Here is a 25,675-nt window from a genome sequence, read left to right on the forward strand (position 1 = left end):
CGCTTCCTCCCCCACCGATCCCCACCCCCCACCGATCCCCACCCGCACCGTTTCCACCCGCACCAATCCCCACCCCCACCGATCCCCACCCGCACATCCCCACCCGCACATCCCCACCCGCACCGATCTCCTCCGCATCGATCTCCTCCCACATGGCTTCGCGAGGAAGGACCCCCACCGTGCGAAGAACCCGCATCCTCACGGCCGTACTGGCGCTCGCCGCCGGTCTGGTCGCGGGCAGCCCGCCCGTGCTGGCCGCGGACGGCAGCCCCAAGGCGACACTGGCCGCAGAGTCGTACACCTGGAAGAACGCCCGGATCGACGGTGGCGGCTTCGTGCCCGGCATCGTCTTCAACCGCAAGGAGAAGAACCTCGCCTACGCGCGCACCGACATCGGCGGCGCGTACCGCTGGCAGGAGTCGAGCAAGACGTGGACGCCGCTGCTGGACTCGGTCGGCTGGGCGGACTGGGGCCACACGGGTGTGGTGAGCCTGGCCTCCGACTCCGTCGACCCGAACAAGGTGTACACGGCGGTCGGCACCTACACCAACAGCTGGGACCCCGGCAACGGGGCCGTGCTGCGGTCCGCCGACCGCGGCGCGAGCTGGCAGAAGACGGACCTGCCGTTCAAGCTGGGCGGCAACATGCCCGGCCGGGGCATGGGTGAGCGCCTCGCGGTCGACCCGAACAAGAACAGCGTGCTGTATCTGGGCGCGCCGAGCGGGAAGGGGCTGTGGCGGTCGACGGACTCCGGGGTCACCTGGTCGCAGGTGACGAACTTCCCCAACGTCGGCAACTATCAGCAGGACCCGACCGACACGAGCGGCTACGCCTCCGACAACCAGGGCATCGTCTGGGTCACGTTCGACGAGTCGACCGGCGCCTCCGGCACGGCCACGAAGACGATCTACGTCGGGGTGGCCGACAAGGACAACGCGGTGTACCGCTCGACGGACGCGGGCGCGACCTGGACGCGGCTGGCCGGACAGCCGACGGGCTACCTGGCGCACAAGGGCGTGCTGGATGCCGTCAACGGATATCTCTACATCGCTTACAGCGACAAGGGCGGGCCCTACGACGGCGGCAAGGGCCGGCTGTTGCGCTACGCGACGGCGACCGGCGCCTGGACGGACATCAGCCCGGTGGCGGAGGCCGACACGTACTACGGCTTCAGCGGACTGACGATCGACCGGCAGAAGCCCGGCACGGTGATGGCCACCGCCTACAGTTCCTGGTGGCCGGACACGCAGATCTTCCGCTCCACGAACAGCGGCGGGACCTGGACGAAGGCGTGGGACTACACCTCGTATCCCAACCGCTCGAACCGGTTCACGATGGACGTCTCCTCCTCGCCGTGGCTGACCTGGGGCGCCAACCCGTCGCCGCCGGAGCAGACGCCCAAACTCGGCTGGATGACCGAGGCGTTGGAGATCGACCCGTTCAACTCCGCCCGCATGATGTACGGGACGGGCGCGACGATCTACGGCACGGAGAACCTCACCAACTGGGACAGCGGCAGCCAGTTCACCGTCAAGCCGATGGTGCAGGGGCTGGAGGAGACGGCGGTCAACGACCTCGCGTCTCCCCCGTCCGGCGCCCCGCTGCTCAGTGCGCTCGGCGACGTCGGCGGCTTCCGCCACACGGACCTGACCAAGGTGCCGTCGATGATGTACACCTCGCCGAACTTCACGACGACCACCAGCCTGGACTACGCCGAGACCAACCCGAACACCGTGGTCCGCGTCGGCAATCTGGACTCGGGCCCGCATGTGGCGTTCTCCACCGACAACGGGGCCAACTGGTTCGCGGGGACGGACCCTTCGGGGGTCAGCGGCGGCGGAACGGTCGCCGCGGCAGCCGACGGCAGCCGCTTCGTGTGGAGCCCGGCCGGCGCCGGCGTGCAGTACACAACCGGTTTCGGTACGTCGTGGTCGGCGTCGATCGGGATCCCCGCCGGCGCGATCGTCGAATCGGACCGGGTCGACGCCAAGACGTTCTACGGCTTCAAGTCGGGCAAGTTCTACGTCAGTTCGGACGGAGGCGCCACCTTCACCGCGTCCGCTGCAACCGGCCTGCCCAGCGGGGACAGCGTGCGCTTCAAGGCGCTGCCCGGCGTCAAGGGGGACGTCTGGCTGGCGGGCGGGGCGACTGACGGGGCCTACGGGCTGTGGCACTCCACCGACTCCGGCGCGACCTTCGCCAAGCTGCCGGGCGTCGAGCAGGCCGACACGATCGGCTTCGGCAAGGCGGCGACGGGAGCGTCGTACCAGACGCTGTACACGAGCGCGAAGATCGCCGGGGTTCGCGGCATCTTCCGCTCGACGGACAAGGGCGCCACGTGGACGCGCATCAACGACGATGCCCACCAGTGGGGTTGGACGGGCGCGGCGATCACGGGCGACCCGAGGGTGTACGGGCGGGTGTACGTCTCGACGAACGGCCGGGGCGTCGTCTACGGCGACACCTCCGACACGAGCGGCGGCGGCAGCGGGGGCGGCGGCGGTACGGATCCCACGCCCACCCCGACGGGCGCCTGCGCGGTGACGTACACGATCACCAACCAGTGGTCGGGCGGCTTCCAGGCGGACGTCAGGCTGGCCAACACGGGCACGAGCGCGTGGTCCGGCTGGAGTCTCAACTGGGCGTTCCCGGGCGGCCAGAGCATCTCCCAGCTGTGGAACGCCGACTACACGCAGTCGGGTTCGACGGTGACGGCGAAGAACATCAGCTGGAACGGCAACGTGGCGGCCGGCTCGTCCGTCAGCTTCGGCTTCACGGGCAGTTGGTCGGGCACGAACACGAAGCCGACCGCGTTCAAGCTCGGTGACCAGAGCTGCACAGTGAGCTGAGCGGGGCTCGGTGAGCTGAGAACGGTGGGTGCGCGCCCCGGCGGACGCGCACCCACCTTGGTTCACGGTGTGTAGACCGCCGGCCGGGGCGCCGTCGGCATGCCGTTGCCGATGAAGAAGCTCGGGTGCGGCGGCTGGTTGTAGGCGGTGTTCTGCCAGGCGAGTCCCGTGCGGTACATCGTGTCGTGCAGGAGGGTCGTGATCCTCGTCGTCGTCTCGTACGGCGTCGAGTAGATGCGCAGCGCCGTGTTGTCGCTGGTCGGCCAGACGACCTCCTCGCGCCAGTCGCCGAGGATGTCGCCGGACAGGGACGGGGTCGCCTTGGTGCTGTTGTTGGAGTGGACGCCCGAGCCGGTCAGCAGGCGGGTGTCCGAGGACGTGCCGTACTTGTCGATGTGGGTGCCGTCGAGGAGTTCGCGGGTGGTGTCGGCGTCCCACCAGGACAGGAAGTTCACGGAAGACGGTTCCCGGCCCTTTGTCGCGCCCGCCTCGTCGCGGACGGAGGAGTCGGAGGCGGACCAGACCTCGGCGCCGTCGTTGCCGGCCCAGATGTCCCCGGCGACTCCACGGCCGTTGTCACAGCAGGCGGCGAGCTTCCAGTTGACCGTTCCGTTGGCCGGATTGATGTACAGCTCGGCCGGCTGGCTGCTCGACTCCGAGACCTTGAAGTACTCCAGGCCTGGGTGGGAGGGGTCGAGGTCGCCGAGGTGCTGGGCGTCGCCGTGCCCGGTCTTCGTCGTCCACAGACCGTTTCCGTTGTCGTCGACCGCCATCGCGCCGTAGACGATCTCGTCCTTGCCGTCGCCGTCGACGTCCCCGACGGAGAGGCTGTGCGAGCCCTGGCCGTCGTAGCCCTTGCCGGAGTTGGTGGAGGAGTTGGTGTCGAAGGTCCAGCGCCGGGTGAAGGCGCCCCCACGCCAGTCCCAGGCAGCGATCACGGTACGCGTGTAGTAACCGCGTGCCATGATCAGCGAGGGCCGGGATCCGTCGAGGTAAGCGGTTCCCGCAAGGAAGCGGTCGACGCGGTTTCCGTAGGAGTCGCCCCAGGACGAGACCGTGCCGCGGGCCGGGACGTAGTCGACGGACTGCATCGCCCTGCCGGTCTGGCCGTTGAACATGGTCAGGTACTCGGGGCCGGACAGCACATAGCCGCTGGAGTTGCGGTGGTCGGCCGACGAACTGCCGATCACCGTGCCCGTGCCGTCCACCGTGGCGTCGGCCGTCTTCATGGCGACCTCGGCCTTGCCGTCGCCGTCGTAGTCGTACACCTGGAACTGCGTGTAGTGGGCGCCGGAGCGGATGTTGCGGCCCAGGTCGACGCGCCACAGCCGGGTGCCGTCGAGCTTGACGCCGTCGACGATCGTGTTTCCGGTGTAGCCGGACTGGGAGTTGTCCTTGGCGTTCGTCGGCTGCCATTTCAGGACGATGTCCAGGGCGCCGTCGCCGTCCAGGTCGCCGACGGAGGCGTCGTTGGCCTCGTAGGTGTAGGCGACGCCGTCCGGGGTCGTGCCGCCGGCCGGCGGGCTGATCGGGACGTCCTTGTAGCCGGTGCGGAACTGGATCGCGTGGACGGAGTCGGCCTGTTCGACGCCGTTCACGACGGCGCGGACCGTGTAGTCGGCCTGGGACGGGGCGCCGGAGTGGAAGTAGTTCGTGGAGCCGGTGATCGGGGTCGCGTTGACCTTCGTGCCGGCCCGGTAGACGTTGAAGGAGACGCTGTCGGGGTCGGTGCCGAGCCAGCGCCAGCTGACCAGGTTGCCGCTGTCGGTGTGCACGCTGACGACGCCCCGGTCGAGGGCCTCCACCTGGCGGGCCGTGGCGGCTTCGGCCGTACCGGCGCCGAGCGCGGTCAGTCCGGCGCCGACCAACGCGGTGACGGCGGTCAGCGCGGAGAGGACAGCCCTTCGTCTGTGGTGCCTGGGCGGGTGCGAGTGCGGGTGCGGATGCTGCACGAGACGTACCTCCCGGGTGGGACGGACGGGTTCCGTACCGTCAGTTGCCGCCTGGTGCCGGTGAGTTGCCGTATCGGACGGCCAGTTCCGTGACGGTCCGGGCGATCCGCTCACGCAGCTCGGATGGCTGGAGCACCTCGATGTCCGCGCCCAGGCGCAGGAACTCGGCGTGGGCGTGGGCGACGGACTCGATGGGGACCCGGGCCAGCGTCCACCCGTCGTCGTCGACCCGCCCGTCGACCGTCCTCGGCAGCCTTACGCCCGGCGCCAGCCGCACCAGCGCCTCGCCGCGGTACAGCCGGTCGTGGAAGGCACGCTGGTACGCCGTCCAGTACGCGGCCAGGTCGAAGTCCTCGGGGCGGGCGAAGTCCTCGTCGGAGGAGGCGAGTTCGAGGATCTGATCGACACGGAACGTGCGCGGCCCCGGACCGGCGACGACGTACCAGCGACCCGCCTTCAGCACCAGTCCGTAGGGCTCCAGGCGGCGCTCCACATCGGTGGGCTCGGCCCAGCGGCGGTACAGGACGTGCAGGACACGGCTGTTCCACACCGCGTCGGCCACGGCCGGGAGGTACGGCGCCTCCTCGTCGTCCGCGTACCAGCCGGGGGCGTCGAGGTGGAAGCGGCCGCTGATCCGGTCGGCGTGGGCGCGCAGCTCCGGCGGCAGGGCGGCGCGGACCTTGAGCTGGGCGGCGGCGAGGACCGAGCCCAGGCCGAGTTCGGCGGCCGGGCCGGGGGCGCCGGCGAGGAAGAGGGCCTCCGCCTCGTCGGCGGTCAGTCCCGTCAGGCGGGTGCGGTAGCCGTCGAGCAAGCGGTATCCACCCGCGTGACCGGCGTCGCCGTACAGCGGAACGCCCGCCGCGCCCAGCGCCTCGACGTCCCGGTAGACCGTGCGGACGGAGACCTCCAGTTCCTCGGCGAGCTGGGCGGCGGTCATCCGGCCCCGGGTCTGGAGCAGAAGCAGAAGGGAGACAAGTCGGCTGGATTTCACTGACACAAGATGTCAGTGAAGTGGGCCTAGCGTCCCGTCCATGGCCTTCACCGAGAAACTCCTTGCCGTGCCCCCGCCGATCGAGGTGGCGGGGCGGCGGATCAAGCGTTACCACGTCACCGCCGACCCGGCGGGCATCGCGCCCGAGGTGGCGAAGGCGGCGTACGCGATCCTGCCCGAGCTGCTGCCGGAGCCGGACGGGACGCCGCCGGCCACGTTCGTCGTCCTGCACCGGGGCGCTGACGACGGCGCCTACCTCAACGCGTACAGCTGGGTGTGGGACAACGTCCTGCACTTCCGGGGGGCGGCCGCGGGCCAGCCGGTGCTCGGCTGCCCGGACGACGACCCCACGCGCTTCGTCGTCCCCGACCGCCCCTGGATCGGCTGCGTCTGGGAACTGCCGCCGATCCTGCACGAACGGGACGCGTGGGTGCGGCACATGCTCGCTCCCACCGCGCCCGAAGTCCCCGACCTCGACGCCTACCTGGCCGATTCCCTGCCCGCAGGAACCACTGGAGACCGCTCATGAGCAGCCCGCACGACTTCGACTTCTTCCACGGCGAGTGGGAGGTCCGGCACCGTCGGCGCACCGACTTCCTCGACCCCGACAGCGGCTGGGAGGAGTTCCCGTCCACGAGCCGCTGTTGGCCGCTGTTCGACGGCGCCGCGAACATCGACGAGATCGACATGCCGCACCTGGGCGCCAAGGGACTGACGCTGCGGCTCTTCGACCGCGAGAGCGGCCAGTGGTCGCTGAACTGGTCCTCCAGCAGCACCGGCCGCCTCTTCCCGCCGGTCGTCGGCCGTTTCGACGGCGACCGCGGCGAGTTCTACGGCGACGACGCGCACGACGGCAAAGACGTGAGGGCCCGGTTCGTCTGGTCGGGGGTGTCCGCCGTGTCCGCCCGCTGGGAGCAGGCCTTCTCGCTGGACGGCGGGGAGACCTGGCTGACCAACTGGGTCATGGACTTCACCCGTCCGAAAACGCGCCGGGAACCGGTTTCCGGAACGCCCTCAGGGTGAAGGCGGGGTCCGGGCGGGGCCGGTCCTGGTCGGGCAGGGCCGCGAGGCGGGTCGCGAAACCATCGGCCTGGGGGTGTCCGGGCGGCAGGGTGACGAACCAGCCGCGCCGCAGGTCGACGATGGCCCGGCGCGGGCTGCGGCCCTGCCCCCGGCCGCGGAAGCGGGCCTGTCCGGCCGGGACCAGCCCGCATCCGACGGCGTACGACTCCACGAGCGCGGCGGTGTCGGAGGCCGGCCGGCGCGGGCGCGAGGCCAGCACGACATCGATGTCGCTGCCCACGTTGTGCGAGGCGCCCTTGTCGACCGTGGTGACGTACACCCCGCCCGGCCGCAGCACCCGGGCGCACTCGGCGACGATCCGCCGCACGTCCGCGGCGTCCTCCACGAGGTGCAGCAGCCACACGCTGCTGACGGCGTCGAACTCCCCGTCCCGGAAGGGGAGTCGGCGGCCGTCGGCGAGGACGATCGCGCCCGGCAGCCGGGCGGCGGCGTGCCGGGCCATGCCGGGCGCCCGGTCCACGCCCGTCACCCGCAGCCCCTCCCGCCCGGCCGCGAGGCGCCGGGTGACGATGCCCGTGCCGCAGGCCACGTCCAGCAGGCTGCGTGCCTGAGCCGGCAGGAGGCCGAGGACGCCCTCCGCGGCGGCGGCCGCCCTGGGCTCGCCGCCGCGGAGGGCGTCGTAGCGTTCGGCTTCCTCGTCGTAGTCCAGCACGCGCGCTCCCCGTTCCCTCACCGCCGTGTCCGTACGCCGGCCGTACCCCTGCTCGTGCCCGCGCCCATGGCCTCAGTGCGCTCCGTGTCCCGGGGCCGCGGCCTCCACCCGGCGGGCGAGTTCGACGTCGAGGTCGGTGACGGCGTCGCCCGCGCTGTGGGTGTTCACGGCGAGGGAGACGGTGTTGTAGCCGAGGGTGAGCTCGGAGTGATGGTTGAGCTCCTCCTGGATCTGTGCGACGTGGACGACCAGGGCGGTCGCGGCGAAGTGGGAGTCGAGGCGGTAGGTGCGGGTGAGACGGTCGCCGTCCGCGGACCAGCCGGGCAGCTCGGACAGCCGCTCCTCGATCTCCTTCTGCGACAGCGGTTCGACGGCCATGACCCGGCTCCCTTCCTGGGCGGCGCATACCCGTCCAGCGTGCCACAGGACGGCCGTGGCGGCCCTGGTCAGAAGGGTTCGCGCTGGTGAGCCAGGTGGAGGGCCGGGCCGCGATCGCTGCTCCGCCCTCTCCTGCTCCAGTCCGACGTCGCCGTGCCGGGCGCCCAGGCCGTCGCCGCAGACCGAGCCGTGGCGTCGCGGTCGCCGAAGTGGTCACGGACAGCAGCCGGGGGTCCCGGCCCCGGGGCAGGGCGGGGCGTGGCCTTGGCGCCGGGCACCGGTCGTTCATCCGGTCGCGCCTCAACTACGGTCGTGCGTATGACCATTGTCGCGACCGGTACGAAGGCCTCCTCCGCCGCCGCCGCCGATCCGGGGGTCGGCCCGCTGCTGCGGGCCTGGCGGGAGCGGCGGCGGTTGAGTCAGCTGGAGCTGGCGTTGCGCGCCGACTCCTCGGCCAGGCACATCAGTTTCGTCGAGACGGGCCGCTCCCGGCCCAGCGAGGAGATGCTGCTGCGGCTCGCCGAGCACCTCGACGTGCCCGTGCGGGAACGCAACGCGCTGCTCCTGGCGGCCGGTTACGCCCCGCACTATCCGCAGACCCCGCTGGACGACCCGGCCCTGGACGCCCTGCGGGCGGGGCTGGACCGGCTGATCCAGGGCTACGAACCGTACCCGGCCCTGGTGATGGACGCCCGGTACGACGTGGTGGCGGCCAACCGGGGCATCACGATGCTGCTGGACGGCGTACCGGAGTCGCTGCTCGCAGCCCCGCTCAACGCGATGCGCCTCACCCTGCACCCGCAGGGCCTGGCGCCGCGCATCCGCAACCTGCGCGAGTGGCGCGGCCACCTGCTCGCACAGATGGAACGCCAGATCGCCCTGTACCGCTCGGCGCCGCTGCGGGAGTTGTACGACGAGGTCGCCGCCTACCCGGTCGCCGAGAGCGCGTCGGCGGAGGAACCGGCGGAGTCCGTGCCGTACTTCGCGTTGCCGATGCAGATCGAACACGAGGGGCGGCTCCTGTCGTTCATCTCGTCGGTCTCCACCTTCAACACCCCGATGGACGTGACCGTCGCCGAGCTGGCCATCGAGACGTTCCTCCCGGCCGACCCCGCCACGGTCAAGTACCTGCACTCGCTGATCAACTGATGCTCCATGAGGGGGCGTGCCGGAGGACAGACCCAGATGAATGTTCGACTCCGTTCCGGTGTGACCGGCGTCGGAACGTGGCACACTGGCCCGCGTGCCTCGACACGTAGGGGAGACGTGGCGTGAGTGAGCGACGGCCAGCACCCACCGTGGGCCAGGTGGTACTGGGCAGACGGCTGCAGGAACTGCGTGAGGCGGCCGGCCTCGGCCGCGAGGAGGCGGCCCGCGCCCTGCGCGTGGCCCCCGCGACCGTACGGCGCATGGAGACGGCCGACGTCGCGCTGAAGGTCCCCTATGTGCAGGTGCTGCTGGAGACGTACGGCGTCCCCGAGGACGAGGCAGAGGCGTTCATCTCGCTCACCGAGGAGGCGAACCGGCCCGGCTGGTGGCAGCGGTTCCACGACGTGCTGCCCGAGTGGTTCAGCCTGTACGTGAGCCTGGAGGGCGCGGCCCGGCTGATCCGCTCGTACGAGCCGCACTTCGTGCCCGGGCTGCTGCAGACCGAGGACTACGCGCGCGCCGTGCTGGAGGCCGGGACGGTCGGGCGCACCACTCCGGAGACGATCGAGCGGCACGTGTCGTTGCGCATGGCGCGCCAGCAGCTGCTGGAGGGCGCCGACCCGCCCCATCTGTGGGTGGTGATGGACGAGACGGTGCTGCGCCGCCCGGTCAGCGTGGACGCGTCCGTGATGTCCGAACAGCTCGACAGGCTCGTGGAGTTCGCCGAGCGTGACCGGATCACCCTGCAGATCGCCGAGTTCGCGGCCGGTCCGCACCCGGGCACGTCCGCGCCGTTCTCGCTGTTCCGGTTCGCCGAGCCCGAGCTGCCCGACATGGTCGTCACCGAGTACCTGACCGGCGCGCTGTACCTCGACGACCGCAAGGAGGTCTCCGCGCATCTGGAGGTCCTCGACCACATGACGACGCACGCCGCGTCCGCGCAGCGCACCAAGGAGATCCTGCGGGACGCCAGCGCGAGCAGCTGAGTTCGGCCGTCCTTCGCCCACTCTCCAGGAGCAGACCGCATGACCGGATCCGAGGCAGAGCAGGCCGCCGTCCGCATCGACACCAGCCGGCCGCATCCGGCGCGGGTGTACGACTGGTGGCTGGGCGGCAAGGACAACTACCCGGTGGACGAGGAGCTGGCCCGCAGAATCCTCGCCGTGGACGGGACGGTGGTGCGCGGGGCGCGGGCCAACCGGCGGTTCATGCAGCGGGCCGTGCGAGTGGCTGCCGAGGCCGGAACCCGCCAGTTCCTGGACATCGGCACCGGCATCCCCACCGAGCCCAACCTGCACCAGGTGGCGCAGGGCGTGGCCCCGGAGTGCGCGGTGGTGTACGCGGACAACGACCCGATCGTGCTGCGGCACGCGGAGGCGCTGCTGCGCGGCTCGGCCGAGGGCGTCACCCAGTACGTGCACGCCGACGTCCGCGATCCCGACGCGCTGCTGCACCAGGCCGCCGACACGCTGGACTTCACGCAGCCGGTCGCGCTGTCGCTGGTGGCGCTCACGCACTACCTGGGCGAGGACCCGGCCGGCGACGACGTGTACGGCCTGCTGAAGAGGTACGTGGCGGCCCTCGCCCCGGGCAGTTGGCTGATCCTCTCCCAGGTCACGCCCGACCTGAGCCCCGAGGCCGTCGGGAAGGCCGCCGAGCACTTCCGGCGCAGCGGCACCCCCTTCCACCCCCGCTCCCTCGCCGAGTTCTCCCGCTTCTTCGAGGGCCTGGACCTGCTCGGCCCGGGCGTGATCCCGGTCTCCGGCTGGCGGCCGGAACCCCAGGACGTGGCGGTCCAGGCGGAGGGCATCGTGCCGGTGTACGCGGGGGTCGCGCGCAAGAGGTGAGCCGCTGCTGCTTCGCGGCCACTCGCTGCCCACCCGACGCGGCCGTCCCGCTCCGGTAGCATCGATGACCGGGAGTCAACGGTTGTGCACGGGCGGGCGCTGCGGGGGCGGTCATGGTCAAGAAGTACGTCGTCTCACCGCAAGGCGGTCGTGGCGCCCACTTCGACATCGGGTCCGCGCTGCGCGCCGCGGCCGGGCGGGGCCGGGCCGCGCGGGTCGAGATCGCGCCCGGCCACTACCAGGAACCGCTGCCCCTCGCCCTCCAGGGTGAGATCGAGTTGGTCGCCCTCGGTGAGCCCGGCTCCGTGGTGGTGAGCCGTCCCCGGGGCACCGTCCTCGAGGCCTTCGGATCGGCCGTGGTCCGCGGCCTCGTCCTGGTCGGCCGGGACGCCGACGCCGGTGTCGTCGACTGCCGCACCGGATCCCTCACCCTCGACCGGTCGGAGGTCCGGGCGCACAACGGGGTCTGCGCACATGCGCGACCAGGCACGTCGGTACTGCTGACAGACAGTCAATTCCTTTACGGCAGGGCCGTGTTCGCCGGTTCCACCGGGCACGTCGAGCGTTGCCGGTTCGCCGCCGCCGCCGACAACGCGATCGCGGTGATCGAGGGCGCCCGGGTCACGGTCCGGGGCACCCGGATCGACGGCAGCCGCATCCACGGCGTGCGCGTCAGCGACGCCTGGGCCCGGCTCACCGGGTGCGAGGTCACCGGCACCGAGAAGGCCGCCGTCATCGCGGACACCCGGGCCGAACTGATCGTCGAGGACTGCACGGTCGACGCCGTGCAGATGGCGGCGCTCGCGTTCATCGAACAGTCCCGGGGCAGCGTCGTGGACACCCGTGTCTCCGACGCCGAGAACGGGATCCTGGTGGCGAGCGGCGCCGACCCGTTCGTGCGCGGCTGTGTGTTCGCCGACTGCCGCGACACCGGCATCCACGTCCAGGAGTCGGGCCGGGGCACGTTCGAGCACTGCGAGATCCACGGGGCGGGGAACGTGGGGGTGCTGTCGACGCGGGGCGGCGCTCCACGGGTGAGCGACTGCCGCATCTCGCGAGGCAACGTCGGCATCGCCGTCACCGACAAGGCCCGGGGGACCTTCACCCGCATCGGCGTCGAGGACCACACCAGCCTGGCCCTGCGGGTCCGTGAGGAGTCCAAGGCGGTGTTCGAGCACGTGCGGGTGGAACGCTGCCCGTTCGGCCTGGAGACCCGGGACAACGGCGGTACGACGGCCGAACTCACCGACACGACGTTCAGCGACTTCGACATGCTCGCCGTGGCCGTGCTCGGTCAGTCCCGCGTCACCCTCAGGAACGTCTCGGCCCACCGCGGGCTGCTGGGCTTCGGCGTCGGCGAGGAGGCCCAGCTGCACCTGCACGACTGCGAGGCCACGGCGGTGAGTTCCGGCGGCGCCATCGCGTACGGCACGTCCAGACTCGTCGCGAGGAACCTCGCCGTCACCGGATCCGCGTCGTTCGGGATCGCCGGAAAGGACTCCGCGCTGCTGGACGTCGCCGACAGCCGGTTCGACGACTGCGGGTCCTTCGGGGCGAGCTTCGACGACGCGGCCGGCGGCCGGCTGGTGAACTGCTCCGTCACGGGCACGAAGGGCAAGGCCGTACGGGACAACGGCAGCGTCGAACTGGTCGCGCTGCGCACGTCCCTCCCGATCGTGGACAAGAGCACCCCGCCGGCCACGCCTCCGCCGTCGATCGTCCAGATCTTCAACGGGCCCGTCTTCCACGGCGATGTCCACGGCATCCAGGTGGCATGGGGCAACAACAGCGTCGTCCAGCAGCAGACCAACCACAGCGATCAGGACGGAGTCGACCGATGAGCGAGCCGCAGCAGGTGCACCATTACGACGGTCCGGTGTTCCACGGGAACGTCTCGGGTTCCCAGATCTCCTGGAACAACGAGACGGTCACCCAGAACCAGCAGCTCAACACCGCGGTCGCCCCCGGCTACGAGGCGCTGGCGACGCTGGTGACCGACCTGCTCCGGCAACTGCCCGGGGCCGGCCTCGGCGACCGGGAGCGCGAGGACGCCGAGAGCGCGGCCCAGGAGGTCCTCGCGGAGATCACCGGCCCGCAGTCCCCCGAGCCCGGCAGGCTCCGCCGTGCGGTGACCCTGCTCAGGGGAGCCCTCGCCCCCGTCGCGACCGGCCTCGCGGCCGGTACGGCGGTAGGGGCGCAGGAGTGGGCCCAGTCGGCGATCCAGGGCCTGGCCGGCCTCGCCTGAGGGAAGCGCCGGGGTGCGCCCCGGTCGCCCTTAGGCCGCCCCGCCCCTGGTGTCGCGTTCGTCGTCGACGATCTCCGCGTCGACCACCTGCTCGTCGTCCTGCGCCGAGGTGGACGACGAGGGGTGCTCCCCGGCGGCGTCCCCGGCCGCCCCCTCGGCCGGCTGCTGCTGGGCCTGCGCGTACATGGCCTGGCCCATCCGCTGGCTGACCGAGGAGAGCCTGTCCACGCCCTCGCGCAGGGCGCCCGTGTCGGCGTCGCGCTCCAGCAGGGCCTTGAGGTCCGCGACCGCCGACTCCACCTCCCCCTTCGTCTCGGCGGGCACCCGCTCCTCGTTCTCCCGGAGGAACTTCTCGGTCTGGTAGACGAGTTGCTCGGCCTGGTTGCGGGTCTCGGCCGCCTCCCGGCGCCTGCGGTCCTCCTCCGCGTACTGCTCGGCGTCGCGCATCATGCGGTCGATGTCGTCCTTGGGGAGCGCCGAGCCGCCGGTCACGGTCATCTTCTGCTCGCGGCCCGTGGCCAGGTCCTTCGCGGAGACGTGCATGATCCCGTTGGCGTCGATGTCGAAGGCCACCTCGATCTGCGGCACCCCGCGCGGAGCGGGCGGCAGGCCCGTGAGGTCGAAGACGCCGAGCTTCTTGTTGTACGCGGCGATCTCCCGTTCGCCCTGGTAGACCTGGATGCCGACCGAGGGCTGGTTGTCGGCGGCCGTGGTGAAGATCTCCGAACGCCGGGTGGGGATGGTGGTGTTGCGTTCGATGAGCTTGGTCATGATGCCGCCCTTGGTCTCGATGCCCAGGGACAGCGGGGTGACGTCGAGCAGCAGGACGTCCTTGACGTCGCCGCGGATCACCCCGGCCTGGAGGGCGGCGCCGACGGCCACGACCTCGTCGGGGTTCACGCCCTTGTGGGGGTCCTTGCCGGTCAACTCCCGTACCAGCTCGGTCACCGCGGGCATCCGCGTCGAGCCGCCGACGAGGATGACGTGGTCGATCGTGGACAGCTTCACGCCCGCGTCCTTCACCGCCTGGTGGAACGGCTGCTTGCAGCGGTCGAGCAAGTCGGAGGTGAGGTCCTGGAACTGAGCGCGCGTCAGTTTCTCGTCGAGGTGGAGCGGACCTTCGGCGGACGCCGTGACATACGGGAGGTTGACGGTCGTCTCGGAGGAGGACGACAGCTCGATCTTGGCCTTCTCGGCGGCCTCGCGCAGCCGTTGCACCGCCATCCTGTCGTTGCCGAGGTCGATGCCGTGCTGCCCCTTGAACTTCTTCACCAGGTACTCGACGACCCGCTGGTCCCAGTCGTCGCCGCCGAGGTGGGTGTCGCCGTTGGTGGCCTTGACCTCGATGACGCCCTCGCCGATCTCCAGGAGCGACACGTCGAAGGTGCCGCCGCCGAGGTCGAAGACGAGGACCGTCTGCTCCTCGCCGCGGTCGAGGCCGTAGGCGAGGGCGGCGGCGGTCGGCTCGTTGATGATCCGCAGCACCTTCAGACCCGCGATCTCCCCGGCCTCCTTCGTGGCCTGCCGCTGGGCGTCGTCGAAGTAGGCGGGCACGGTGATCACCGCGTCGGTGACGTCCTCGCCGAGGTAGGCCTCGGCGTCCCGCTTCAGCTTCTGCAGGACGCGCGCGGAGAGCTCCTGGGCCCGGTAGCGGGTGCCGTCGATGCTGTCGGCGGCCTCCTGCTCGGGGAAGCGCCAGTGCGCGTCGCCCATGTACCGCTTGACCGAGCGGGCGGTGCGGTCGACGTTGGTCACCGCCTGCCGCTTGGCCACCTCGCCGACGAGCACCTCCCCGTTCTTGGCGAAGGCCACCACCGACGGCGTGGTCCGCGCGCCCTCCGCGTTGGCGATGACGGTGGGCTCGCCGCCCTCCAGCACGGCCACCACCGAGTTCGTGGTCCCGAGATCGATTCCGACCGGACGTCCCATCGCTGTCCCCTTCCGCCCAGGGCTGCTCGCCCGGGGAGCAGAAAGCCACCCGTACCTCCAGGACAGGACCTGAAGCTGCGGCTGTCAATGGGACAGGTGCCCCGCCGGCAGCGTCCGATGCGGCTCCCCGCGCAGCTCCACCGCCCGCCGCGGCCGGTCCGTGACCAGGACGTCCACCCGGGTGTCGGCCAGGAACGTCCGCAGCCCGCGGTCGTCGTTGACCGTCCACACCATGGTGAACAGGCGGTGCCGGGCCGCCCCGCGCAGCACCGTGGCGCGGGCGAGCCGATGGTGCACGGCCACCCCGTGCGCCCCGCAGGCCCGCAGCCGCCGCATCGGGAACAGCTCGCTCGCCCGGGTGCCCGCGAGCCGTGCCGCCCCCACCTCCTTGCGGTCACGCCCCAGCGAAAGGGCCGTACGCACGCCCGGGAAGGCCCGGGTGATCGCGGCGACGGACGCGTCCTCCAGGGAGGTGGCGACGAACCCGTCCCGGCCGAGCAGGGCGACCGCCCGGTCGACGAGCTCCCGCTCGTAACCGGTTTCCTTCAGATCCAGGTGGCCGACGAGTCTCCCGGCGACCAGTGTCATCACGTCCTCGGCGACGGGAACGGTGTGTCCGACGCGTCCGCACAGCTCGGCGTACGTGATCCGGGCGAGCGGCGGTCCACCGCGGCCGGCCCGGGCGTCGTGGTGGACGACGAAGACGCCGTCGGCGGTCCGCCGGACGTCGAACTCGACGTACTCCGCCCCGGAGCCGAGCGCGTCCTCGTACGCCTCCCGGGTGGCGGCCTCGAAGCGCTCGGAGCCGCCGCGGTGGGCGGAGACGGCGGGGCGGGGTGGCACGGTGCTCAGCTCCCGGACGGCGGACGGGGTGCGGGGACGACGGCCGGGGCACGGGCCGGGGCGTCGCCGGGGTCGGTGAGGAGCGTACGGGAGCGGCGGGCGGCACGCCGCAGCAGGACCCAGCCGATCAGCACCAGGGCGACGAAGGGCAGCCAGGCCACGACGTACGCCGTCCCGTACTCCCGCAGGTCGAAGATGGAGCGGTGATCGTCCACGTTCGTGCCGTTGACCCCGAAGAACGCCAGCAGCAGCGTCGGGGGCAAGGCGATCAGGGTGGCCGCCGCGACCAGGCCGGAGACGGTGCGGTCGCGGCGTTCGGCCCGCTCGGCGAGGGCCGCGTCGAGGGCCGCGGAGCGGGCGTTGATCACTGAGGTGAGGCGCTCGACCATGCGTGCGGAGTTGTCGAGGCTGTCGCGCACGCCGAGCGTGTCACGGAGGGAGGACTGGAAGCCCTCCGTGACCATCTCCGGGATCAGCAGGCTGTCCACGTACGCCTCGACGCCGAAGGCCAGGTCGAGCTGGAGTTCGTTCACGCCGGCCGAGAGGCGGGAGATGAGGGTGCGGATCTCGGCCGGGGAGTGGGCCGGGGCCTGTTCGTTGGCGCGCATCACGTCGAAGGCGGCCAGCCGGGTGCGCTGCAGGACGGACAGCGCGGAGACCATGCAGAGGGCGACCACGGCCAGGCCGTTCTCCACGTGCGGGGCCCAGCCCGTCTGCACGGAGACGCCGCGGCCGTGGGCGGTGAGGGTCACGCCGTGGTGGTGCAGATGCGGGACGCGGGCGGCGCCCGGGTGGGCGGCGGCGGGGCCGGGGAGCCGGCCCCGGTAGATCATCTCGCCCAGCGGCTCGGCGAGCAGGGTCTCGTCGGTGTTCTGGGCGTGGAGCAGTTCCTCACGCAACCGGCCGCCGGGGAAGACGAGTTGGTGGACGTTCTGGCCGAAGGCGAGCGGCTCGGACAGGCCGAGCCGGTCGGTCAGCGCGTCGAGCAGCGGGCGGGCGCCGAGGTGGATGGCGTGCCGGTCGAAGCAGGTGCCCGCCAGCCAGGAGGCGACCGCGTCGGCCGGGGTCTCGTCGGCGAAGTCGCAGTCCAGCAGCAGGGTGGCGTCGCCGCGCGGGGTGGTGACGAGCAGGATGCGCGCCCCGGTCAGGGCGAGCCCGCGGGCCCGCTCCGGCAGCCGCAGCTCCCCGGGCGCCACGCTCTCGATGAGCACCGCCACGGGGAGCAGCGGTTCGCCGGAGCGCAGGTGCTGGGTGAACCGGCCGAAGTCGAACGCGTCGACGAGCCGGTGGCCCGACGCGCCGGGGCCGGGCGGGGCGACCCGGCCCGCCAGCCCGAACAGCACCAGGACACGGGTGCGTTCGCGTACGGCCGAGTCGAGCACCGCCTCCCGGTCGGCAGTTCCCGGCACCGTCGCCCCCTCCCCCTCACGCCCCCTCGGACGCAGACGGTTATACCCGCCCCCCACCCACCCGGAACCGACAGGCGCACGGGGGTCCGGACGCGGGGCCCGGCGCGGGGATCTGGGGGCGGGGGCCCGGGCGCGGGGATCCCGGCGCGGAGAACCCGGCGCAGGGGCCCGGGCGCGGAGTCCGGACACAAGGGGCCCGCAGTGCGAGGGCCCAGGGCGCGGGGAACCCGGCGCGGGAGCGAGAGCGCGGGGAACCCGGCGCGGGAGCCCGGGTACAAGGCCCCGGGCAGGGATCCGGGCGCGGGGAACCCAGGGTGCAGAGAGCCGGGGTGCGGGGGACGGGGGCCCGGGCGGCCGACGTGCGAGGGCCGGGGTGCGAGGCCCGGGGGGGCCGGGGCCAGGGACCCTGGGTGCAGGGGGCCGAGGCGCGGGAGCCCGGGTACAGGGCCCAAGGGCGGGATCCGGGCGCGGAGGCCCGGGCTGCAAGGGCCCGGGGCGCGAGGCCGGCGCGGGAGCCAGAGCGCGGGGAACCCAGGGTGCAAAGGACCGCGGTGCGGGGCCCGGGGGGGCCGGGGCCAGGGGCCCGGGGTGCAGGGGGCCAAGGTGGAGGGGGCCGGGGTGCGGGGGTGTGGCGGGGTCCGCGCCCCGGGCCTCGTTGGGGGTGGTCAGGCGAGTTTGGCGGAGAGGGTGATCGGGACGGCCTTGAGGGCCTGGCTGACCGGGCAGTTGACCTTGGCCTGCTCGGCCGCGGCGACGAAGCCCTCCTCGTCGAGGCCGGGCACGGTGCCCTCCACGGTCAGGTGGATGCCGGTGATGCCCTCCCCCGGCTGGAAGGTGACGTCGGCCGAGGCGACGAGCTTCGTGGCCGGGGTGCCTGCGCCGGCGAGGGCGTGCGAGAAGGCCATGGAGAAGCAGCTGGAGTGGGCGGCCGCGATCAGCTCCTCGGGGCTGGTCTTTCCGTTCGCCTCCTGGGAACGGGAGGCCCACGTCACGGGCTGCGGGTCGATGGCGCCGGAGGAGTCGAAGGACACGACACCGTTGCCCTCGAGCAGGTTGCCTTCCCAGACGGTGTGTGCGGAGCGCGTGGTGGCCACGTTTCTTCCTTTCGCGTGGAGGCTGGCGGGCGGACCCGTTTCCGGGTCCCCTGCCCCCATCCGATCACACTCCGCCTCACCGCACCCGGAACACCGGTCCTTGCGCGGTGAACGGCAGGTGACGGCCCTGCGGTATCAGGTAGGCGTGCTCACGCCGCACCCGCAGGGTGTCGCACCAGCCGTCGGTGATGACGAGGAGGGGCGCGCCGGGCGGGAAGTCGTCGGCGCGCTGCAGCAGGTCGATGCCTGGCTGCAGGACCGTACCGCCGCGTCCGTGCACCCGGACCCGGCCGGCGATCTCGGTGACCGGCACATAGCCCGCGTCGTGCGGGGCCGCGTCGCAGAACACGACCCGGGCGGCCGGGACGTCGCGGGCCTCGGCGTACGAGGCGATCGCGCCGAGCGCCTTGCCGAGGAGGGTGCGGTCCATGGAGCCGGAGGTGTCCAGGACGACGCCGAACGTGCAGCGGGCTGTCTCCTCGGGCGGGAACCAGCGGCCGGCGCGCGGGATGTCGGGGGTGGAGGCCTGACGGCGCGCGGGCCGGGCGTACGTCCGCAGCGGCTCGGGGCGTGGCACGAACTCGTCGAACCAGCGGGCGAGTCGGGCGTCCCAGGGCAGCGGCGGGTGGCTGAGCGCCCGGATCTCCTCCACCAACCCGCCGGGCAGGAAGCCGCGTTCCTGCCGCTGGTGCAGGTCGAGGCCCTGGGCGAGGCCGCGGCGGTAGAAGCCGTCGAGGTCGACGTAGTCACCGGGCGGGCCGAGCGGGGCGCCGAGGATGTCGCCGAGGCCCTTGCCGCGCAGAGTGGCCAGGCGCCGCATCCGGCGCAGGTCCACGGCGATGCGGTCGTAGACCTCCTCGGCGGACAGGCCCGCCAGCTCCGCGTCGTACAGCAGGCCTTCGGGCATGACGCCGACCTGCATCTCGCGCAGCCAGCCGTTGATGACGTAGTCGCAGGCGACGTTGAAGAGGTAGGGGTCGCGGGCGCCGCAGCGGTCGCCGTGGCGCAGGGCGGCGTGCAGCATCTCGTGGGCGAGGACGAACCGCCACTCCTCGTCGTCGAACGTCCGCAGCGGGTTGACGTAGATCTCCCCCGCTTCCGCGTTCACGGCGGCGACGGAGATGCCGTGGGCGCGGGCGAGTTCGGCGTCGGCGACGAGCTTGACGCCGGCCGCGAGGCCGCCGAGCTGGGGGTCCCCCCTCTGGGGGAGGGTAGGACGAGACGAACCAGCTCAGCGCGCGCTCCCAGGGGCGTTGGACGGGCGCCGCGCTGTCCAGGGAGTCCCGGCGGCCGCCCGCCATGTCCATCGCGGCGGACACCGTCCGGGTCAGGGCGGTGGCGAACGCCAGCGGCCAGTCCGGCGTCTGGCGGCCGTACCAGGGCCATGGCACGAGCATCTGGTCGGCGGCCGTCCCCGCCGTGCCGCAGTGCGCGTAGGCGGCCGGGAGCCCGGTGCGCCGCCAGCGGGCGGCGAGCTGTTCCTCGTCGCCGCCGGGGTACGACGGCGGCAGGTCGTCCGGGGCGGCGCCGACGCGGAAGGTCAGCAGAAAGCGGTTGACGACGGCGCAGCGGGCGGCGAGCTCGTACCGGTCGGGCTGGGCGCGCGCGTCCTTGGCCGCCGGGAGGTGTCCGAAGCCGAGGTGCAGGGCGGCGTGCGCGAGGGACCAGGCCCAGTGGCCGACGTCGGCGATCCGGGTCGGGTGGGCGTGCAGGACGCCGTTGGAGTCGGCGCGGACGAGACCGTCGCGGGGCGCCAGGCCGCACCCCTCGCGGCGGCAGGTGTCGAACTCGATGGCGGCCAGCGCCGGGTTCTGGCGCAGCAGCGCCACCCCGAACTCGAACGACTCCGTCGCGAGGTCCCGCTTCTTCTTGTCACGGGCCTCACGGTTCACCGGCGGGCCTCCACCAGGCGGGGCATGTCGCGGGCCGCCTCGACCAGGAACCAGGCGGGCAGCACGGGGTTGCCGTCGGCGTCGGAGGCGATGACGGTCTGGGCGACCTCGACGGAGATCTCGGCGAGCTGCACGAGCAGCGACTTGGCCCGGTACGCGGTCTGCCGGCCGTTCGCCGACATGCGTTCCTTGACGGCCGGCAGCTCCTTGACCAGTCGGCCGCGGAACGAGTCGGCGAGGTAGTAGAGCAGGTCACGGTCCTCGACGCGGTGCGGCCAGGAGGCCTCGCCCTTGAGGATGGCCTCGATGCCGTACCGGCTGCGGACGATCTTGACGTAGCCGCAGAAGGCGGTGGCGTGGGCGGGCGTCAGCGTGCCGTGCGCGAGGACCTTGAGGGTGTCCTCGTCGAGGTCGCGCCCGAAGGAGTGCAGGGCGTCGGAGAGCATGTGCCAGGAACGGGGCGTCGAAAACGGTTCCTCTGTTTTCGGCGGCTTGGACCACAGGTGGTCGGGCCGGTCGGTGAGGTGGTCGAGGATCCACGGGTGGATGGCGTTGCCCGCGGCCCAGTTCAGCCAGTCCCGCGCGGACGCCTCCAGGTGGACGTGGGTGAGTCGGTTGACGAGCGCGGAGGCGATGGGCCGGGCGAGCGCGTTGTCCGTGGCCCGGTTCCCTGCGCCGATGACGATCGAGCCCTTCGGCAGCTCGTAGTCGCCGATCCGGCGGTCGAGAATCAGCGAGTAGAACGCTTTCTGCACGTCGGGCGTGGCCGCGTTCAGCTCGTCCAGGAACAGGCAGTACGGCTCGTCGCGGGCGATGGCCTCCGGCGGGCAGAACACCGACCGCCCGTCGCGGATCTGGGGGACGCCGATGAGGTCCTCGGGCGCGAGCTGCGTACCGAGCAGGCTGACGCAGTCCAGCCCGAGCGACTCGGCGAACTCCCTGACCAGGGAGGACTTTCCGATGCCGGGGGCGCCCCAGAGGAACACCGGCCGCACGACGGCGAGACCGAGCAGGAGTTCGGGGACACGGGAGGGCGTGACGGTCACGGCAGCCTGCAAAGGAAGGCTCCTTGGGGGAACTCGACAAGGGTGCGCGAGTGCGCGGGAAGGACGGACAGATCCGTACGGACAGTGTGCGCGTACGGACCCGTCGGTGCAGCCGATTTTCAGGCGGCGTGCTCCTCCGGGGCCGTTTCCAGGGGCACCTGGGGGCCGTTGGACTCGCGCAGCCAGCGGCGCAGGACGCGGTGGACGTGCTCCGCGCCGGTCAGCTCCCCGTCGTCCACGACGGGCGCGGACAGGGCGAGCGGGGACAGCAGGAACGGGCGGGCCTGGGCGCCGCCGAGGCCGCCGTGGGAGCCGATCTGCTCCTCGAAGGCGAGGACCTCGCCGTCGGCCGGTTCATGGAAGGAGTTGACCATGACGTCGGCGGTGTGCGGGAAGGAGTGGGTGCGGCGCACGGCGTCGGCCGCGCCGGGCCCGAAGGCGGCCAACGGGCCGGGATCGCCGTCGAGTCGGTCGAGGGGGATCTCCGCGCCGTACGCGCCGAGGACGACCCCGCCGTGCTCCTCGCTGCGCACCAGGAGGAAGCCGATGCCGGGGTGGTTGGCGAGGGTGGTCAGCAGGGCGGGGTGACGGGCGTCGATCTCCTCCTTGCTCATCCGGTGCGGCACGTCCGGGAAGGAGATCAGGCCCAGGTTCCCCGAGGCCAGCACGATCGGCTCCGAGCCGCGGCCGGACGGGCGGTGCCGCGCGCCGCCCTCCTCGACGGGCCGGCGCAGCGCCGCGCGGACGGCCGCGCGGGCCTCGGCGCCGCTGTGGGTGCGTTCCGCCTTGCGCGGCACGGGCAGCCCGCAGCCGGCCCGCACCAGGTCGCCGAGGGTGAGGCCGTAGCGGGCGCGGAACGTTTCGCCGGGACTCTGGCCGTGGTCGGACAGGACGACGATCCGGTACGGGCGGGGCGCGTGCTCGGCGACGTTCTCGATCAGCGCGAGCGCCCGGTCCAGGCGGCCGAGGACCTGCTCGGTGTCCCGGCCGAGCGGCCCGGAGTGGTGCGCGACCTCGTCGTACGCCACCAGGTCGGCGTAGACGGCGGTGCGGCCGGCGAGCATGTCGCCCATCACGGCGGCCACCACGACGTCCCGTTCGACGACGGTCGCGAAGGCGCGGACGAACGGATAGAGGCCGCCGCGGCCGACGCGGGGCCGTTCGGCCCGCAGCCGGGCGCGGGTGGACTGGGCGATCTCCCGGACGACCTCGGCGACGAAGGACAGGGCGGTGCGCACGGCGTTGGCCGGGTCGGAGAAGTAGGCGAAGTAACCGGACCGGGAGCGGGTCTCCCGGCTGCGGCGGCGGGCGGCTATGGACAGCACGAGGGCCTGTTCGTCGGCGCCGCCGCTGAAGAGGTTGCCGCGGCTGGCGCCGTCGGCGGACAGCAGCCCGCCGTCACCGGTGTGTTCGACGGCGCGGCGCTGGAGTTCGGCGGCGCTGGTGGGCCGGTTGCAGACCATCACCTCCCCGCTGTCCTTCTCGTACCAGCGGAAGGCGGGCACGTCGTGGTTGCTGCCGTGCAGGATGCCGAGCTGGCTGGCGCCGGTCTGGCTGGACCAGTCGGTGTGCCAGGGGGTGAGGCGATGGGTGGGACGGTGTGCCGCGTCCTGGGCGTGGCCCGGCCGCGGCGGGCCGCCCAGCCATCTCGCGACCGTCGGCATCAGGCCCTTCCCCACGGCCGCGACCAGCACGTCGTGGCCGACGCCGTCGAGCTGGAGGAAGAGGGTGCCGGGGGCGGCGGGGCAGGCGGGGCCGCCTCTTCGGCGGCGGTCGGCCAGGCGGTAGAGGCGGCGGCGGTAGGCGTCGTCGTCGCGCACGGCCAGGGCGCCGCCCGTCGCGGAGGCGACGGCGGACATCACGGCGGCGACGATGACGGCGGTCTCGGGCGCCGCCTCGCTCTGCCCGGAGGGGTTCAGCCGCAGGGCGAGCAGCAGCAGCGAGCCGTTGAGGAAGAACACCAGCAGACCCAGGACCAGCGCCGGGACGAGCAGGAGGAGACGCACCAGCAGCGGCCAGACCAGGGCCGACAGCACACCGAACACGCCGGCGCCGACGGCCGCGGTCATGGCGATGGTGGTGGCGCTGTCGCCGTCGGCGGACTGCAGCCGGAAGTCCGGCAGGATCCCCGCGAGCACCAGCATCGTGAGCGTGGAGACCCCCCACACCGCGACGCTCCGCCCGGCCTGGCTGACGGCCCGCCGCCACCGCAACCCACCCACGCCCCGTACACCTCGCGTTCCGGCCCCGACGCCCGCGGGGGCCGCCCTCCACCCTGTCACATCGCGACGTCGGCCACCCCTGTGACCATGTCGCGCCCAGGCGGTCTACCGCCCGTCGTAGCCGGCCGTCGGCATCGACAGGCGGCGGTGCACGTGGGCCTTCATCTGCGCGTCGTAGGCGGGCTCGGCGCTGCCGACCGTCACCACCCGCACCCCGCGCCGGGCGCACTCCTCGGCGAACTCCTCCACGGACGACAGCGCGCTCTCCAGCACCCTGCGGCTCGGCGCGACGAACAGATCGGCGCCGGGCCGGACCCCGTCCCAGAGCACGCAGTGGTCGGCGCGCAGCCCGCGCACCAGCAGCTCGCGGCTGACGACGTATCCGCGTTCCGCGGCCCACCGCGCGCACATCGCGTGCTGGCTGCGGGAGTCCACCAGGAAGGGATCGTCGTCCAGTTCCTCCAGCGGCGTCAGACTCGCGATCGCCGTGACCCGCATGACCCGCACCGGTCCCATGGCGTCCCCCTCACCTCCGGGTTTCGCCGCCGACCCTACTCCTGCCCGTAGGCTTCGGGGGAGTCGCGCGAAGGAGGCAAAGAGGTGCCGGTGGAGATCACCTGGTGGGGTCACGCCACCTGCACGGTCGAGGATTCGGACGTGCGCGTGCTCACCGATCCCCTGTTCGCCCGCCGCCTCGCGCATCTGCGTCGCCGCCGAGGCGCGCTGCCCCCGCCCGGCGCCTGGCGCGCGGACGTGGTGCTCGTCTCCCACCTGCACGCCGACCATCTGCATCTGCCCTCGCTGGCGCGCCTTGCGCCGGGCACGCGCCTGCTGGTGCCCCGGGGCGCGCCGCGCGCCGTCCCCGGGCTGCGGCGCCTGCGGCATCTGCGGCTGAGCGAGATGGCGCCGGGCGACGAGAGGACCGTGGGCTCGGTACGGATACGGGCCGTGCCCGCGCGCCACGACGGGCGGCGGCTGCCGGTCGGCCGGCACCACTCCCCCGCGCTCGGGTACGTCGTCGAAGGCGAGGCCCGGACGTACTTCGCCGGGGACACCGGCCTGTTCGCGGACATGGCCGAGGAGGTCGGTCCGGTCGACGTGGCGTTGCTGCCGGTGGGCGGCTGGGGGCCGTATCTCGGCGAGGGGCACCTGGACGCGGGGCGCGCGGCGGAGGCGCTGGCCCGGCTGGCGCCGCGCAGTGCGGTGCCGGTGCACTACGGCACGTACTGGCCGATCGGCATGGACGCCGTGCGCCCCCATGAATTCCATGCGCCCGGCGAGGAGTTCGTACGGCTCGCGGCGGAGCGCGCGCCGGGGGTGGTCGTGCACCGGCTCGGGCACGGGGAGAGCGTGCGCGTGGAGGTCGCGCGGTGAGGTGGTGGCTCGCCGCCGCGGCCGTGACGTCCGTTCCGGCGTCGCCCGCGCAGCAGGCCCTCGGGTATCCGTCGCTGTTCCTGCTGGTGCTGATCGGGGCGCTGGTGCCGGTGGTGCCGACGGGGGCGCTGGTGAGTTCGGCGGCGGTGGTCGCCTTCCATCAGACGGCGCCGTTCGCGCTGGCGCTGGTGTTCGTGACGGCGTCCCTCGCGGCGTTCTGCGGGGACGCGGCGCTGTACTGGCTGGGGCGGCGCGGAATGCGGTCGAAGAACGGCTCGCGCTGGCTGGAGGCGATCCGCTCGCGGGCTCCGGAGGAGCGGCTGGCGCAGGCGCAGGGGAAGCTCGCCGACCACGGCACCGCGGTGCTGGTCCTGTCCCGGCTGGTGCCGGCGGGCCGCATCCCGGTGATGCTGGCCTGTCTGATGGCGAGGTGGCCGCTGCGCCGTTTCGTCCGGGGCAACCTCCCGGCGTGTCTGGCCTGGGCCGTGACCTACCAGCTGATCGGGATCCTCGGCGGCTCGCTGTTCGACGAGCCCTGGGAGGGCGTGCTCGCCGCGGTCGCGCTGACCGTGGTGGTCAGCGCGGCCCCGACTGTGTGGCGCCGGGTCAGGGGAACGCGGACCGCCTAGGGCGTGTTTCGAAAGTAGCGTCGTCTGCCCGCAGGGCAGGCCCGGCGGCGTCATGGGGGAGCGTGCGATCGCAAGGCGGAGGGTCGCCCCG

Annotated in this window: 21 protein-coding genes and 1 pseudogene; 10 read left to right on the top strand and 12 right to left on the bottom strand. The window is 72.7% G+C overall.

Features of this window, described 5'->3' with window-relative positions; translation table 11 throughout:
- Positions 1–179: 179 nt before the first annotated feature.
- Positions 180–2,849, top strand: a complete 2,670-nt coding sequence (locus ACIBAF_RS46100) for a cellulose binding domain-containing protein (protein ID WP_399472274.1) — start codon at positions 180–182, stop codon at positions 2,847–2,849.
- 62 nt (positions 2,850–2,911) lie between these two features.
- Here the strand turns inward: ACIBAF_RS46100 and ACIBAF_RS46105 are convergent, their stop codons facing one another.
- Entirely contained in the window at positions 2,912–4,801 is a 1,890-nt protein-coding gene (locus ACIBAF_RS46105) for a rhamnogalacturonan lyase (RefSeq protein ID WP_399472276.1), read from the bottom strand.
- 40 nt (positions 4,802–4,841) lie between these two features.
- A complete protein-coding gene (locus ACIBAF_RS46110) occupies positions 4,842–5,792 on the bottom strand; it encodes a helix-turn-helix transcriptional regulator (RefSeq protein ID WP_399472278.1) in 951 nt (316 codons plus the stop codon).
- 40 nt (positions 5,793–5,832) lie between these two features.
- Between ACIBAF_RS46110 and ACIBAF_RS46115 the strand changes: the two genes are divergently transcribed.
- Together ACIBAF_RS46115 and ACIBAF_RS46120 are read left to right on the top strand one after the other, a co-directional pair.
- Positions 5,833–6,321: a hypothetical protein gene (locus ACIBAF_RS46115; protein WP_399472280.1), complete on the top strand. Its 489-nt coding sequence runs from the start codon at positions 5,833–5,835 to the stop codon at positions 6,319–6,321.
- On the top strand, positions 6,318–6,815 hold the full coding sequence (locus tag ACIBAF_RS46120; protein WP_399472282.1) for a hypothetical protein: 498 nt from the start codon (positions 6,318–6,320) through the stop codon (positions 6,813–6,815). Before ACIBAF_RS46115 ends, ACIBAF_RS46120 begins: the two co-directional genes overlap by 4 nt.
- On the opposite strand, the gene ACIBAF_RS46125 is transcribed toward ACIBAF_RS46120, so the two are convergent.
- Entirely contained in the window at positions 6,763–7,527 is a 765-nt protein-coding gene (locus tag ACIBAF_RS46125) for a class I SAM-dependent methyltransferase (RefSeq protein ID WP_399472284.1), read from the bottom strand. The two genes, ACIBAF_RS46120 and ACIBAF_RS46125, sit on opposite strands and share 53 nt — an antisense overlap.
- Before the next feature lie 72 nt (positions 7,528–7,599).
- Positions 7,600–7,905: a 4a-hydroxytetrahydrobiopterin dehydratase gene (locus tag ACIBAF_RS46130; RefSeq protein WP_399472285.1), complete on the bottom strand. Its 306-nt coding sequence runs from the start codon at positions 7,903–7,905 to the stop codon at positions 7,600–7,602.
- A gap of 318 nt (positions 7,906–8,223) precedes the next feature.
- On the opposite strand from ACIBAF_RS46130, the gene ACIBAF_RS46135 reads away from it, so the two are divergent.
- The 5 genes from ACIBAF_RS46135 to ACIBAF_RS46155 all read left to right on the top strand — a co-directional run bounded on the left by ACIBAF_RS46135 (position 8,224) and on the right by ACIBAF_RS46155 (position 13,146).
- A complete protein-coding gene (locus ACIBAF_RS46135; protein ID WP_399472287.1) occupies positions 8,224–9,054 on the top strand; it encodes a helix-turn-helix domain-containing protein in 831 nt (276 codons plus the stop codon).
- 122 nt (positions 9,055–9,176) lie between these two features.
- Positions 9,177–10,040, top strand: coding sequence for a helix-turn-helix domain-containing protein (locus tag ACIBAF_RS46140; protein WP_399472289.1), 864 nt, complete (start codon positions 9,177–9,179; stop codon positions 10,038–10,040).
- Between the two features lie 39 nt (positions 10,041–10,079).
- On the top strand, positions 10,080–10,901 hold the full coding sequence (locus tag ACIBAF_RS46145; RefSeq protein ID WP_399472291.1) for an SAM-dependent methyltransferase: 822 nt from the start codon (positions 10,080–10,082) through the stop codon (positions 10,899–10,901).
- A gap of 113 nt (positions 10,902–11,014) precedes the next feature.
- Positions 11,015–12,742 (top strand): right-handed parallel beta-helix repeat-containing protein, encoded by a 1,728-nt coding sequence (locus ACIBAF_RS46150; protein ID WP_399472293.1) that lies wholly within the window; start codon positions 11,015–11,017, stop codon positions 12,740–12,742.
- Positions 12,739–13,146, top strand: a complete 408-nt coding sequence (locus tag ACIBAF_RS46155; RefSeq protein WP_399472295.1) for a hypothetical protein — start codon at positions 12,739–12,741, stop codon at positions 13,144–13,146. The genes ACIBAF_RS46150 and ACIBAF_RS46155 overlap by 4 nt, the downstream gene beginning before the upstream one ends.
- 30 nt (positions 13,147–13,176) lie before the next feature.
- Here ACIBAF_RS46155 and dnaK read toward each other — a convergent pair whose 3' ends face one another.
- The 8 genes and pseudogenes from dnaK to ACIBAF_RS46195 all read right to left on the bottom strand — a co-directional run bounded on the left by dnaK (position 13,177) and on the right by ACIBAF_RS46195 (position 24,097).
- Positions 13,177–15,075: a molecular chaperone DnaK gene (dnaK, locus tag ACIBAF_RS46160; RefSeq protein WP_399472297.1), complete on the bottom strand. Its 1,899-nt coding sequence runs from the start codon at positions 15,073–15,075 to the stop codon at positions 13,177–13,179.
- An 84-nt stretch (positions 15,076–15,159) separates the two neighbouring features.
- On the bottom strand, positions 15,160–15,918 hold the full coding sequence (locus ACIBAF_RS46165) for a glycerophosphodiester phosphodiesterase family protein (RefSeq protein ID WP_399472299.1): 759 nt from the start codon (positions 15,916–15,918) through the stop codon (positions 15,160–15,162).
- 5 nt (positions 15,919–15,923) lie between these two features.
- A complete protein-coding gene (locus ACIBAF_RS46170; protein ID WP_399472301.1) occupies positions 15,924–17,327 on the bottom strand; it encodes a hypothetical protein in 1,404 nt (467 codons plus the stop codon).
- 665 nt (positions 17,328–17,992) lie between these two features.
- Positions 17,993–18,421: an OsmC family protein gene (locus ACIBAF_RS46175; RefSeq protein ID WP_399472303.1), complete on the bottom strand. Its 429-nt coding sequence runs from the start codon at positions 18,419–18,421 to the stop codon at positions 17,993–17,995.
- Between the two features lie 76 nt (positions 18,422–18,497).
- Positions 18,498–20,313: pseudogene (locus ACIBAF_RS46180) on the bottom strand (hypothetical protein).
- The gene (locus ACIBAF_RS46185; RefSeq protein ID WP_399472305.1) at positions 20,310–21,371 is read right to left on the bottom strand and encodes an ATP-binding protein; all 1,062 of its coding nucleotides are present in this window, start codon (positions 21,369–21,371) and stop codon (positions 20,310–20,312) included. Before ACIBAF_RS46185 ends, ACIBAF_RS46180 begins: the two are co-directional and overlap by 4 nt.
- 107 nt (positions 21,372–21,478) lie before the next feature.
- A complete protein-coding gene (locus ACIBAF_RS46190) occupies positions 21,479–23,581 on the bottom strand; it encodes a phage holin family protein (RefSeq protein WP_399472307.1) in 2,103 nt (700 codons plus the stop codon).
- Between the two features lie 105 nt (positions 23,582–23,686).
- Complete coding sequence (locus ACIBAF_RS46195) at positions 23,687–24,097, bottom strand: hypothetical protein (protein WP_399472310.1); 411 nt, start codon at positions 24,095–24,097, stop codon at positions 23,687–23,689.
- An 84-nt stretch (positions 24,098–24,181) separates the two neighbouring features.
- Here ACIBAF_RS46195 and ACIBAF_RS46200 point away from each other — a divergent pair, with 84 nt between their 5' ends.
- Together ACIBAF_RS46200 and ACIBAF_RS46205 are read left to right on the top strand one after the other, a co-directional pair.
- Positions 24,182–24,955, top strand: coding sequence for an MBL fold metallo-hydrolase (locus tag ACIBAF_RS46200; protein WP_399472312.1), 774 nt, complete (start codon positions 24,182–24,184; stop codon positions 24,953–24,955).
- Positions 24,952–25,584 carry a DedA family protein gene (locus ACIBAF_RS46205; RefSeq protein ID WP_399472314.1) on the top strand — a complete coding sequence of 211 codons (633 nt, stop codon included), beginning with the start codon at positions 24,952–24,954 and terminating at the stop codon, positions 25,582–25,584. The genes ACIBAF_RS46200 and ACIBAF_RS46205 overlap by 4 nt, the downstream gene beginning before the upstream one ends.
- Positions 25,585–25,675 lie beyond the last annotated feature (91 nt).

The sequence above is a fragment of the Streptomyces sp. NPDC051677 genome (assembly GCF_044453465.1).
Classification (GTDB): Bacteria; Actinomycetota; Actinomycetes; order Streptomycetales; family Streptomycetaceae; genus Streptomyces.

Excerpts from the sequence above, each read along its gene's own strand:
- ACIBAF_RS46115 (WP_399472280.1), top strand. The coding sequence starts at position 5,833 with ATGGCCTTCACCGAGAAACTCCTTGCCGTGCCCCCGCCGATCGAGGTG.
- ACIBAF_RS46120 (WP_399472282.1), top strand. The coding sequence starts at position 6,318 with ATGAGCAGCCCGCACGACTTCGACTTCTTCCACGGCGAGTGGGAGGTC.
- ACIBAF_RS46130 (WP_399472285.1), bottom strand. The coding sequence starts at position 7,905 with ATGGCCGTCGAACCGCTGTCGCAGAAGGAGATCGAGGAGCGGCTGTCC.
- ACIBAF_RS46135 (WP_399472287.1), top strand. The coding sequence starts at position 8,224 with ATGACCATTGTCGCGACCGGTACGAAGGCCTCCTCCGCCGCCGCCGCC.
- ACIBAF_RS46145 (WP_399472291.1), top strand. The coding sequence starts at position 10,080 with ATGACCGGATCCGAGGCAGAGCAGGCCGCCGTCCGCATCGACACCAGC.
- ACIBAF_RS46150 (WP_399472293.1), top strand. The coding sequence starts at position 11,015 with ATGGTCAAGAAGTACGTCGTCTCACCGCAAGGCGGTCGTGGCGCCCAC.
- ACIBAF_RS46155 (WP_399472295.1), top strand. The coding sequence starts at position 12,739 with ATGAGCGAGCCGCAGCAGGTGCACCATTACGACGGTCCGGTGTTCCAC.
- dnaK (WP_399472297.1), bottom strand. The coding sequence starts at position 15,075 with ATGGGACGTCCGGTCGGAATCGATCTCGGGACCACGAACTCGGTGGTG.
- ACIBAF_RS46195 (WP_399472310.1), bottom strand. The coding sequence starts at position 24,097 with ATGGGACCGGTGCGGGTCATGCGGGTCACGGCGATCGCGAGTCTGACG.